At 43.3% G+C, this 12518-nt stretch carries 11 protein-coding genes; 4 read left to right on the forward strand and 7 right to left on the reverse strand.

Translation table 11 applies throughout. The features are described 5' to 3' along the window. Positions 1–188 precede the first annotated feature (188 nt). Entirely contained in the window at positions 189–1067 is an 879-nt protein-coding gene (rarD, locus tag SK3146_RS04345; RefSeq protein ID WP_249863921.1) for an EamA family transporter RarD, read from the reverse strand. Positions 1068–1495: 428 nt separating this feature from the next. On the opposite strand from rarD, the gene SK3146_RS04350 reads away from it, so the two are divergent. Continuing rightward, a complete protein-coding gene (locus tag SK3146_RS04350; protein ID WP_249863922.1) occupies positions 1496–1897 on the forward strand; it encodes a VOC family protein in 402 nt (133 codons plus the stop codon). Positions 1898–2098: 201 nt separating this feature from the next. Here SK3146_RS04350 and SK3146_RS04355 read toward each other — a convergent pair whose 3' ends face one another. Both SK3146_RS04355 and SK3146_RS04360 read right to left on the reverse strand, forming a co-directional pair. Continuing rightward, positions 2099–3487, reverse strand: coding sequence for a flavin monoamine oxidase family protein (locus SK3146_RS04355; protein ID WP_249863923.1), 1389 nt, complete (start codon positions 3485–3487; stop codon positions 2099–2101). A gap of 414 nt (positions 3488–3901) precedes the next feature. Continuing rightward, complete coding sequence (locus SK3146_RS04360) at positions 3902–4087, reverse strand: hypothetical protein (protein ID WP_249863924.1); 186 nt, start codon at positions 4085–4087, stop codon at positions 3902–3904. A 13-nt stretch (positions 4088–4100) separates the two neighbouring features. Here SK3146_RS04360 and SK3146_RS04365 point away from each other — a divergent pair, with 13 nt between their 5' ends. Next, positions 4101–5669 (forward strand): hypothetical protein, encoded by a 1569-nt coding sequence (locus SK3146_RS04365; protein WP_249863925.1) that lies wholly within the window; start codon positions 4101–4103, stop codon positions 5667–5669. A gap of 121 nt (positions 5670–5790) precedes the next feature. On the opposite strand, the gene SK3146_RS04370 is transcribed toward SK3146_RS04365, so the two are convergent. After that, positions 5791–6306: a hypothetical protein gene (locus SK3146_RS04370; RefSeq protein ID WP_249863926.1), complete on the reverse strand. Its 516-nt coding sequence runs from the start codon at positions 6304–6306 to the stop codon at positions 5791–5793. 177 nt (positions 6307–6483) lie between these two features. On the opposite strand from SK3146_RS04370, the gene SK3146_RS04375 reads away from it, so the two are divergent. Then, a complete protein-coding gene (locus SK3146_RS04375) occupies positions 6484–7053 on the forward strand; it encodes a DoxX family membrane protein (RefSeq protein ID WP_249863927.1) in 570 nt (189 codons plus the stop codon). A gap of 157 nt (positions 7054–7210) precedes the next feature. Here SK3146_RS04375 and SK3146_RS04380 read toward each other — a convergent pair whose 3' ends face one another. Next, positions 7211–7606, reverse strand: coding sequence for a retropepsin-like aspartic protease (locus SK3146_RS04380; protein WP_249863928.1), 396 nt, complete (start codon positions 7604–7606; stop codon positions 7211–7213). Continuing rightward, entirely contained in the window at positions 7596–7853 is a 258-nt protein-coding gene (locus SK3146_RS04385) for a hypothetical protein (RefSeq protein WP_249863929.1), read from the reverse strand. The genes SK3146_RS04380 and SK3146_RS04385 overlap by 11 nt, the downstream gene beginning before the upstream one ends. 312 nt (positions 7854–8165) lie before the next feature. Between SK3146_RS04385 and SK3146_RS04390 the strand changes: the two genes are divergently transcribed. Then, positions 8166–10502 carry an nSTAND3 domain-containing NTPase gene (locus SK3146_RS04390; RefSeq protein ID WP_249863930.1) on the forward strand — a complete coding sequence of 779 codons (2337 nt, stop codon included), beginning with the start codon at positions 8166–8168 and terminating at the stop codon, positions 10500–10502. 170 nt (positions 10503–10672) lie between these two features. On the opposite strand, the gene SK3146_RS04395 is transcribed toward SK3146_RS04390, so the two are convergent. Next, positions 10673–12358: a methyl-accepting chemotaxis protein gene (locus SK3146_RS04395; protein ID WP_249863931.1), complete on the reverse strand. Its 1686-nt coding sequence runs from the start codon at positions 12356–12358 to the stop codon at positions 10673–10675. Positions 12359–12518: the final 160 nt, after the last annotated feature.

A 12518-nucleotide genomic window follows, 5' to 3' on the forward strand; every position in this document is an offset into this window, starting at 1 on the left:
TAAATTTCATGTCGTTGCCAATCGTGGTCGTGAGCTGATAAATTTAAAAAAGGACACTCATTTGGATGTCTCTCCTCTATTCTCAAACTCTATTTCCTGCCCTTAACCCCACACAGAAAACAGCCACCTCCTCCTCAGCGGACGGAAATGGCTGTTATGACTGTACCGGGAGCTGGACGTGTTTGCCGTCAGCGCGCCTTCGCGAGTTTCGTGCCGCGAACTGATGCCGCAGCGTATACGACAAGCGCTGTCCAGATGAGCGCGAAGCCGATGAGAAGAACCGGCGAGACCGATTCCTTGAACACGAATACGCTCAGTAACAGCATGATCGTCGGCCCGATGTATTGTACGAAGCCGAGCGTGGACAACGCCATCCGGGCGGCCGCTCGCGCAAAGAAAAGCAGCGGTAGCGCCGTTACCACGCCGGAAAGAAGCAGTTCAACGAACGTGGATACAGGTAGCGTCCATGCCGTTGTCTTTCCCACGGTAGCCAAATAGATCCAGTAGCCGAGCGAAACAGGAAGGACTACAGCCGTCTCCGACAGCAAGCCTACAGAAGCGTCTTGTCCAATCTTCTTCTTCGCGAGGCCGTACAAGCCAAACGTCGCGGCCAGTGAGATTGAGATCCATGGGAACCGTCCGTAGTCGATGGCAATGATGAGCACCGCGGCGCTAGCGATGGCAATCGCGAGCCATTGGCCACGGTTTGGCTTCTCACGAAGGAAGACAACCGCAAGCAGCACGTTCAGCAACGGGTTCAAATAATAACCGAGGCTTGTCTCGACGACATGGTCGTTGTTGACCGCCCAGATGAAGATGAGCCAGTTAGCAGCGATCAGCAGTCCGCTAGCGGTGAGCGACAGCAGGAGCGAGCGGCTAGCCGCAATCCGCTTAAGGTCACCCCAGCGACGCTGGACGGTAACGAAAATACCCATGAAGACGAACGACCAGACAACCCGATGTGACAGAATCTCGCCTGCTGGCACATCGTTAAACAACTTCCAATAAAGCGGGAGAACCCCCCACATGATATACGCGATAATAGCATTGATCAACCCGTTGTTCATAATCAGTTTCCCTCCTCTCACTCCGTTGTCTTAACGGATTATACGCCTCGATCATCGTTTAAGTAAAGGGATTAATATTGGGGCCCAAATAATATGTTACGGTATTGTATTAAATAGAAAACCGTGCCCGATATGGTCAAACATCCCGCCGCGGGACATCGCATCCAATGTTTTCTCCGCCATCCGCAGCGCTGCCTCGTTTCCGTCCGCTGATCAGCAGCTCCGCTTATTCTTGATCTTCGAAAGTTTCTATTTCTATTACATGGAATCAATGGAAGTTAAATCCAATCAATTCCAATGTCAATTCAACCGCAGGGGGCATGACAGAAAAGTTATACCTTGCGGTTTTCATAAAATTCGCTTCTGCTACCAATAGTAGAGTATAGTATAGTAGAGTAGTTGAAAATAGATTCCAGGAGGCTGCAGCCATGTCACAGGAGATTTGGATTAACCTACCGGTCAAAGATGTTGAGAGGTCAACCGCCTTTTTCAATGAGATTGGATTCCAGGCGGTGAGCGTTGGTAACGAGAGAGCCCAGCTTGCCATTGGCCAAACAACGATTCTGCTGTTCCCGGATGCGGCGTTTGAGAAATTTACTGGTTCAAAAACCGCAGATACTTCCCGCAGCGCAGAGGTAATATTTTCCATCGGCACTGAAAGCAGAGAAGAAGTAGATGCCTTTATCCAAAAAGTAGAGTTTGCCGGAGGAAGCATCTTTGGCAAGCCGAGTGAAATTGACGGCTGGATGTACGGCGCAGGATTTGCCGACCTGGACGGTCATCGCTGGAATCTGCTGTACATGGATAAGAACAAAATGCCGAAACGCTAATATGGAAACGCCGGTCACCTGCATAAGGTCACCGGCGTTTTTTACACCCCGTATAATCTCCATTTGTCAGCGAAAGGCTCGCCCTTGATTTTCCATTCTCATATATCTTAACCATCTGTTACTTGAACTCTGCTGTAAATGTTCGTCTTTGCTTTGGCATAGTTAGATCCGCTCCTTATCTCTTCGATTGTTTGCAAAGTACTATATGTTGTTACTGGAAATAATTTGATTTACCGTTCGCAACGCAGAAGAGATCGCTCCTTCAATCCAACCGGGAAAAAGACTTGTATTATCGCCAGCAAAGTAAATTCTACCTTGTGCGGCAGATAGTTTCGGGAGCATTCGAATCATCTGTTTCGGCTTATACCAAGCATATGCACCTCGGGAGTATGGATTATGATCCCAGGAAAAGACCATCCCGCCTTCATAATTAGACGACAATTCGGGAAGCACCTGTTTGATTTCTGATACAGCTGAATTAATATTGCCAGTTCTGGATATTTCCCGCGCCGATTCACCGGAGGAGTACGAACAAATTAACCCCCTCCCTGAAGACATTTGAGCGAAGGTAGCATCAATCAACCATCCAATTTTGAGATCTGTATTTATTGTAGTAAAGGAACTTAAGTTGTTCCAGAATCTAGTTCTGCTTTGTACGACGGTACGCGTAACGGATGTAGTAAGTTGATTTTGAATGACATCATTTTTTTCTTTGCTAAGCGGCGGAGAAAAATGAATCGTGCGCAGGACTGTAGAGGGAATGGCCACAACGACCCGATCACAGTTGATAGTGAAAATTTCGCCGGAATTATTATATTGGACAGTTACTCCTTTATTACTATGTTCAATGTGCGTCACAGCACATCCATAACTGATATTTGAGCCAATTGTAAGGGCAAGCTTTTTCGGCAATTGATCCATTCCACCCACTATAGTTCGTGTACCACTTTCGGAACTGGTCATTTTTAGGTCAAGCAGACGCTGTAATGCAGATACTTTGCGAATTCCATCTCCTAACATTTGCATATATCCAATTTCAAACAGCTTAATCGCACCCGAAGATGCCCCTTGACCTTTAAGATATTGTTCCATCGTCATGGAATCGAGCAGTACCGCTTGTTTTGTTGGCCACCCCGGCAAAAAAGGATTACCCGTTGCTTTAAGTCCCGGCTTAAGATATTTTTCGAACATTCCCGCATATCCTAAAATTCTTTCCTCGGCTGTAAGTGAAACAGGCCATAGTGCAGGTTCATCCGGAGAATCTATTATTAATCTCCCGTCGATATATGACAGACTTCTATTGGGGACTGGTAAATTTATTAATTGAACCCCGACTTGCTGGGCATAACTCAATGTGAGAAAATGATGCGCTCCAATGAAGGCAGCCCCCATTTCACAGAACAACCCGTCAGAAAATTGATCCCGCATCGTGTATACTCGACCACCCGGTTGACTATTTGCCTCTAATATACGCACATTATATCCTTGTTTCATAAGCTCTAAAGTGCATACCAACCCCGCCATCCCCGCCCCAATAACTACAATACGCTCCGGAAAACGACCTATCACCATAAAGTCCGATTCCTCCATATATTCCCATTAAAGGCATCATGTGCGATTATAATCATTTCGTTCGTGGGCTCTTCTTATTATTCTATGCTGTCCTTTACTTCAATAAAACAATAAAGAAGCTGCCTATCCCCGGGCCGGAAAGGATGCAACCTTTAAAACGGCTGCATCCGCGCTCCCGCTGTCCACATATTTGTTAACGTACGCAACCAGACTACCGCCCTGTTTCCAAGGCTTCCCGGAGTAATGCCGACAATGCAAAAATTTCTTGCTAGGACCTTAAAATCGATTTTTATATTCAGGAAAAAGCATCATTTTGGTGTTAATCTGACCACAGTCCCCATTGAGTTTCATATACACCGGGGCAAAGACCAACAGTGAAATATGCATTCCTAACATCGGATTTTGCGGTGTTATATGCTATTGTTGCTGTCGCTAAAGCAATTGCATATCCTCCAGTAGCTGCCCATGGCTGTAACGTAACGCCCCACTAATAAGTGCAATTGCATCCCCCAATGTTCTAAATTTTTCCCTATTTTTTCCATACCCCTGCAATAAAAATAAAATATTGGAAACTTTTCGGATAATTAGAAGTCTATATAAAAATAACACTTCAAACATGGTGGTGAAAAATTTGAAAAATAAATGGATTGCTTTGCTCGCTTGTATGGTGACTTTTATTCCATTTTCGGCGATACAGGCAAAGGCTCCAAAAGTGGGCGACTACGTAGGCGAGGCGTTAGCGACCGACATAGCAGCTTATGTAAACGGGGCCCCCATTCCGTCGATGAATATTGAAGGCTATACGGCGGTAACGGCGGAGGATTTGCGCAGCTACGGCTTCGACGTGGCGTGGTCGCCGACCTCGCGGTCGCTCGTCATTGAACCTGCAGCTCAGAAGGTGCAGCCTGTCGTCAAACCGAATCCAGCGGCCGATCGACCGATCGGAACCAAATTCAAGGATGTGCTGTACACGGACATCCGCACCTACTATGGCGACAAGCCGATTCCGTCGTACAATATTGACGGTCAAACGGCTATTAGGCTCAACGATTTGGCGCCATTCGGCACGGTCGATTGGACTCCGGAAAAACGTACGATTTCGTTCCAGGCGTCCCCGCCTCCCGCGAAGCCAGCAAATCCGCTACGCCAAGCAGGAGCAACGCTAACGGTGTCCAGCGAGAAGGACATCAATATCAAGCTACAGTTTACTGATGACGGCGAGTATCAGGATGGAACCAAGGTCGGATTCCCAAGGAACGGACTCCCCTTCTTCCAGTTAGCGCATTTCGCCGATCAGCTTGGCTATACGATAACAACCGATGGCACAAACGTGACGGTGTCCAGCGGGCTCTATGCTTTTCGTTTGCATCCAGATTCGCAAGAGGTGGAGCTTTACTGGGGGGATTCCTGGGTGAAGAGCTACCAGCTTGTCTTCCCTCCTCACAGAGCAGATGACAGTCTGTATCTGTATTCGTTAGACATGGGGAGACTGTTCGGATATACAGGCACCTGGAATCAGGAACAGCGGACGCTGGACGTGCGCTATGAATCGTATGCTGTCAGCGATTATGGCCTGCCCATTAAAGTAGATGGAGAGACAGCAACGGTCAAAGCGGCCGCGACACTCCCCTCCGATATGCCCTTCGGCAGTGCCGGCGAACTAAGGCTAAGTCTGGATAATAGCCATACATTCGGCAATGGCGGCTCGGGTGCGTTCGGTCAGCCGATCAATCAGAACGCTGTCGTTTGGGCGCAAGCCCCGATCCCGCTCGCCCTGGGTGACAACAACATCACGGCCAGGCTCTCATCGGGTGAGCGTATCCTATATTTGGCCCATTACAACGTGCAGACCTCCTTTGCCGATTATCCGCTGCAAGTGGATCTCCTGAGCTTTTCATTGGATCAAAGCAAACAGGGCTACCTGACTACCGATGCGACCAATTTTACGTTAACGGGCAAAGCATCCGGCAGATTTTACATTAGCACGACAAAATGGAAGCTGGGCTCGCCCCCAACCGACTCATCACCAATGGCTGTCAACGTAGATGAAAACGGAGCTTTCCAAATGCCTTTGTCGCTGGAGCAGGGCAAAGGCTTGTATAAAGTGGATGTATTGACGACAGTTGCGACACCACGCGGTAGTTTAGGCTATCTGGATGCCGGGCACTTTTACGTAAATTTGCTGAGTGACGGACAGTAAACTGGATTTCGGGTGTACGGCAGATCTTACCCCTGTCGAGGCAACCTAGGAAAAATATACAGGAGAAGGTATCTGCCTTCGCGTTGTTATGAAATAATGACTATTGGATTTTTCAGCGAAATTACTGAATAATATGCTTCCGTTTTAAAATGGCTATCGCCTCATTGACGCGGGAAGTGTTTATGAAAATGGCGGTATTTTCCCCATAGTACATAGCTTTCACTCTTACATGGCGGAATAAAGCTTCATAGATGCTTCGGATAACCCCCGGGGTGCCGGCGACGGTGTTCAGAAACTGAATTACGATTTCTTCCCGGAATCGAACCCCTAAGGAGCGCAGCACTTCCCGCACGCCGCGATTCGCCCGGATGCTGAAACGCCCAGGGGGGCCGACGACGAGCTTCACGAAATTAAGGTTGCCTCTCTTGGTTTGTGTGTACCCGGTGATGCTAATTCCCCGATTGGCGATACCGTTCAAGATACGATTGAGGGTTTGATCATGGACGTGAACCGAAAATTGCAATCTTTTCAAATAATTTGTGTTTGAGGAACCCGGCATTTGTGCACTCCCTCCAGTTTTGCAATGAATATACACAATGTATTCGTTATGGAGGGAAAGAACACGGTACTTGCCCATGGGCTTGTAAATTCGAATATTCGTTTATTAACGAGTTGAACTCGGCGTTCACAGCATCTCCCCTTCACAAAATAGACAAGCGCCGTTCATCATTTTTTGCACGCGTGCAGGAATAATGACATATTTAGAGAATTAATCCATATGTTTAATCTAGAAAATTGTGGAGGTCGATTTGAAATGAATTCAGTGAATTACCAAGGAAGGAATGTCATTATCCCGGAAAATCCAGTTTCCCGCTTTTTACTAAGCGATACCCGGGCAGCTTGGATCTGGCTGATCATCCGCGTGTATGTCGGATACGAATGGCTTGTCGCGGGTTGGCACAAAGTAACGGCTGACGCATGGGTAGGAGCCAAAGGCGGCACTGCACTTCAAGGCTTCGTCAAGGGAGCGTTGACGAAAGCGGAGAGTGGAGCGGACGTAACCGGCTGGTACGCCTCCTTCTTACAAAATGTTGTACTGCCCAACGCCAAAGTATTTGCGTACATGGTCGCTTATGGAGAAATACTGGTAGGACTTGGTCTTATCTTGGGCTTGCTTACCGGAATTGCAGCCTTTTTTGGCGGATTGATGAACGCCAGTTATTTGTTTGCCGGCACTTTAAGCACCAACCCTCTGCTTTTTGTATTAGCCACTTGGCTAGTATTGGCGTGGAAAGTAGCCGGCTGGTACGGGCTTGATCGCTGGGCGCTCCGATACTTGGGCACGCCGTGGCATGCCAAAAGCTCGACAAGTATGAAGCTGTAATATTCGAATCAAGGAACATCATCGTTCATTTACTAATGCTTCCCTTTAGCAGACAGGTATAAAAATCATCCTGCTGCTTGAAGGGGAGCATTTCTTATGGGCCCGCTTCCCGGCTCACAATAAGAACAAGCCGTAAGCGCACTCCAGAGAAACCGCGCTACGGCTTGTTTTTATTTGCAGAATATAGCTGGAGTCTCGATAAATCGATAATGAAATTTCCCGGAATTAATATGTCCAAACCAATTAGACCGTTTATCCCCGGGTATTCTCCAATTTTTCCAAAATCGATATAAAAGTCAGAGACAGTGAAAGTATCAAATTGCACTTGATCGATCTTTCTACGTATTGAGGCTTCCCTTCCGCCAATTCCGACCATAAACCGAATTTGATCCTCCGGTTCGTAGGAGTTAAACAGAGCTTCAACTGCGTCTATTGAAATAACGGATTCAGCGGCACCAGTATCAATGACTACATCAGTTATCGTCATAGAATTTCCATGATGGACAATGGTAATGGATGAAAGGAATAGACCATCTGAGTATTCAAGATTCATGCGACGGTTTTCTCCTGATCATTGGCTTTGACCGGACCTCGATAATAATATTTTCGTTAGACGTATGGTAAACAAATCGCTCATTTTTTGCAGCAAACAATTCCTTCATGGCTTCCTGAGCATCCGGTATCGGTTTGATAACCGCTACTTCCTCTATATGAAGCTTTCTGTCTTCATAATGTGATTTCAACTCTTCCAACAGTACAAATTGATCCGGGAATAGGTCCCGCACTTCCGTCCATAGCATGTTACCACCTACCTTGAATGAGTTATGTTAATTATACCAATCGCCTTGACCATCAAACAAGTGACTATTACATGCTAATGATTCAAATGAATCGGCTGGGCTGCAGTCGTATTGCAGCAGGGTATGGTAGCTTTTTGTTGGCTAGGATGCCACATACCTTTTTTTCGAATATATCTGGATTAAAGATATTTCACCAAATTATTTAACCCAACTTACCTTCTTATAAGGTATAATGATTGTGAATATCTACCATTAAAGAAGTTAAACAGGATTGTTGCAACTAACTATGTATTTATTTAAGGGTGAATAAAAATGTTTAATTATCATAATTTAAATGACGTCGAATTTGAAGAACTATGCAAGGATATAATGGAGAGAAAAATCTCCACTTCCCTACGATTATTTTCGAAAGGAAGAGATGGCGGCATTGATTTAACCGATAACACTTACACACACAATATTATCGTACAAGTCAAGCATTACATCAGAAGCAGCTATTCTAATCTGCGAACATCTCTAAGAAAAGAAATTGAGAAGGTGCGTAAGTTGCATCCTAATCAATATTATATATGCTGTGGGATGGAACTGACTGATAGTAACATCAGAGAAATATACAAGATGTTTTCAGATTTCATGACTACGGATAAAAATATAGTAACTTTAAACGAAATAGATGAATTTCTTCAAAATCAAGAAAATACAGACATAGTTAGAAAGCATCATAAATTATGGCTATATTCTTCAAAGATATTAAATGAAATATATAACCAAAACATATTTATAGACTGCGAAACGCTTTTGTGCGACATAAATGAAGATAGTGACTTTTTTGTGCCCACCAAAATTTATGAAGCATGTGTCGATCATTTAGAGCAAAATGGATTACTTATGATAACAGGCGGACCTGGTGTCGGGAAAACAATCACTTCTAAAATGCTAGTTTTATATTTTGCTACTCAAGGGTACAGAGTCAGGTATACAACCAATGGAGATATTGCAAACATTAAAGACTCACTTTCACTTGAAAAAGACCAAAAAGAAATAGTTTTATTAGACGATTGTTTAGGCCAACATTATTTTAAGATGAAACAAACACAAGAAAATGAGTTACTCTCTTTAATAAAATATATAAAATTATCTAAAAATAAAAAGTTGATTTTAAATTCAAGAATAACCATTTTTAATGAAGCTAAAGAACGTTCTACAGAATTTAATATCTTCTTTGAACAAAAAAAGATAAAAAACCACACAATTAATATGGATGAAATAACTCCACTTGAAAAAGCTAAAATATTTTACAATCATTTGAAGTTTAAAAATATACCAATCGATTATTACAATTCAATAAGAGAAAATAAACAATATTTGAAAATTATTCAACATAAAAATTATACACCACGTATTATAGAGCATGTAACATATGAGCATAACTACTTAAAAGTGCAGGCTGCTATGTATTTTAACTATATTTTCGAAGCTCTTACAAATCCAAATGATATTTGGAAAAATGAATTTGAACAGCGGCTTCAAAGCATAGACAGGGCTTTTTTATCAACTTTATACTCTTTAACTGATACTAACGTTGATTATGACATTTTGAAAAAATGCTTTTATAAACGCTTATCAAGAATGAAAAATATTGATTTTACTTTAGATAATTGGAGTTTAGTTTTATCGCGGCTAAATCAGTCCATCATTAATATAATTGATTTAAAAGGCAAAAAACGCGTTGGAGTAATTAACCCTTCTGTCAATGATTATCTTAAAATTGTTTTTATGAACAACTTATTGGAATTAGGTGAAGTACGCAATTCAATAAGTTATTTCATTCAGTTTGAGCGATGCTACCCAAAAGAGGAACTTCCTCATATTTATCATCAACTTATCGTTAGTGAAAAAATAAACGAAATTGAATTTGTTAGTATGCATCAAAAAAATTATTTTGTAACAGCACAAATTTGTCAAAATAGCATAAAAAATATTAATTATAAAGAGATTATTTCCGATTATTTTAATTATTCATATTGCAATAGTTATCCAACAAATTGGTTGACTCATTTTGAGATAATTGACACTTTGCTTAATGACGAATTATATTTATTTTATTCTATTGAACTTCTTATTAACAAAAAAGGTAACATTGAGAACTTAATAGGCCACTTAAATTTGGATGAATTAATCTTTACCATTAGTCTTTTAGATGATTTTTATAAAATCAATGATATGGAATTTTTGTGGTTTAGGTTACTTTGCAAAGAAATGATTGATAATACGGTAATGGACTATATAGAAAATATAAATACTTCCGATTACTGTGATAACTACGATATTAGTGAGTTAATTACAGCAAATACAAGGACATACTGGACTAGAGGCGATGTAGAGGAATATATTGATAAAGATTCTGCAGTGTCCGCCTTAGAGAAAAAAATAAGCGAAGAAATCGAAAACGAAATTAAAGAAAAGCTATCTTTGTTGGATGAAGGTCTTATCAACACTTTATCTCTGCCAGAATCATACAGTCTTAATACAACTGAAATTGAAAATGCAATTGACTCCTATTTGAGGGAAATTACTTACGACAATTCTAGCCGTAGTCGTTCAAGTGAGTCGTTCGTCTCCGAAATTGAAGCTATTTTTGAGCGTTAAGATTTTATCAAGGAGCTGTTTCCGTAGTTTTTAAAAACTACAAAGAGACAGCTCTTCTCCTTAAAATCAGCAAATCAGACCATTCCTGCCTTTGGATTCATCCTTTAAAATCCCGAAAATCTTGACCCGACGGTGCTATTTCCAAACAACATTCCGCTGCACCAGGCCCGCTAAACTCTAAACCTGGCAATCTGATTTTGTAATTGCTCGGCCATTTGGGATAAGGAAGCAGCGGAGGAGAACACCTCTTCCATGGAAGCCAATTGCTCCTCCGTAGAAGCGGAGGCTTGCTGGATTCCCAGTGCGGATTCCTCGACTGTATTGGAAATAAAGATCATGGAGTTGCTGACATGGTCCGTGCTAGCATACATTTGCTCCGCAGCTGCCGCTACTTCTTGAATTTGAGTCAGCACCTTTTGCACCGACCGGTCGATATGCTGAAACGATATTCCTGCCGTATGGACCACGAGAATGCCTTCGTCTACTTCTTTAATGCTCGATCGCATTGATTGCATAGCCGCGTGCGTGTCTTGTTGGATCACGGATACAAGGCCGGTAATCTGATCGGAAGATTTCGACGATTGTTCGGCAAGCTTGCGAATTTCACTTGCAACTACCGCAAAGCCTCTCCCTTGCTCTCCTGCGCGCGATGCTTCAATGGAGGCGTTTAATGCCAGCAAATTCGTTTGTGCCGCTATGTCTGAAATCATTTTTACCGTGTCCCCGATATCTTGGGATCGTGTTTCCAATCCATGAATAACTTCCGACAGATCTTCAATAGTTTGATGGATAGAGCTCATTTGATCAATGACGCGTTGGATGGCATGATTGCCTTCCAATGACTTTTCAGCGGCATCCGAGGCGGACGATGAGACACTATGCGCATTGACAGCAATTTGTTGTGCGCCTACGGACATTTCATTGACTATGTGTACACTTTCTTTGACACTTTGAACCTGCTTATCCGACCCGGCGGCGACCTCCTGAATGGCCGAAGCAATTTGTTCTGCGGCAACGTTCGTCTGCTGGGCGCTCGCTGTCAGCTCTTCCGAAGAAGCGGCCACATGTTCGGCGCCGTCAGCGGTTTGAGCGATGAGTTCACGAAGATTACGAACCATTTGGTTGAACGAATCGGCTAAATCACCGACTTCATCCCGAGTTCGCGCTTTAATTTGATTCAGCGTCAGATTACCTAGGGCGATTTGTTTCGCCGCATTTGCAATGAAAACAATGGGTTTGGATATGAATCGGGAAATAACGAAGCCAATTAACACGGCCATTAGGAACGCAATGACACTAATAACCGCAATGACTTTCTTAACGGATGCGACCAATGCCGAGTTTTCTGCGCTACCCTCATCCACAAGCTGCTGCTGCCCGTCGGCAATTTCTTTAGCTCGGCTCTCTATGTCGCGGCCAATCTGAATCACAGCTGAGGCGGCCTTTGCCGCAGCTTCCTTATCGGTCTCCATTAAAGCAATAACTTGGTCGGCCTCTTGTTTGAATTGTTGATTAAGCTCGTATAGCTTGTTAATGTTGTCTTTGTCTACGTCGCGCTTTACCATCTTCAAAGTGGAATTCATAAGCTCTGTCAGGTTGTTATGCGCTTGATTGAACCTGTCTAATCCATCTTGATTCGGGCTTAACAGATAATCCCGTAAACTGCTCATCTGCTGGAGCGTCTCCGCCCTCATATCTTTGGAATTGGATAAGATTTTTTCCCGCCTATCAACCAAATCGCTATATGAATTGTCTACTTTTTCCAAATAATAATGAGACAGAGTACTTATCAGTCCTAGAAGAAGCGCTATAGCTAAAAAACCAGTTAATATTTTATTACCGATGGTGAATCTCATACGATACCTCTTTTTCCATTATTTTCAATTTTCAGGAGCGGCCGTCTTCACAGTACCCTTTTGTTCACATCTGAAAGAATCCGATACATCCTAACACACCCATCTGAACAATTTCTGAACAGCCGAAACTAAAAAAACACCCCTGTTCCCCGTAAGGAAT

It is taken from the genome of Paenibacillus konkukensis (assembly GCF_023523925.1).
GTDB lineage: Bacteria > Bacillota > Bacilli > Paenibacillales > NBRC-103111 > Paenibacillus_S > Paenibacillus_S doosanensis.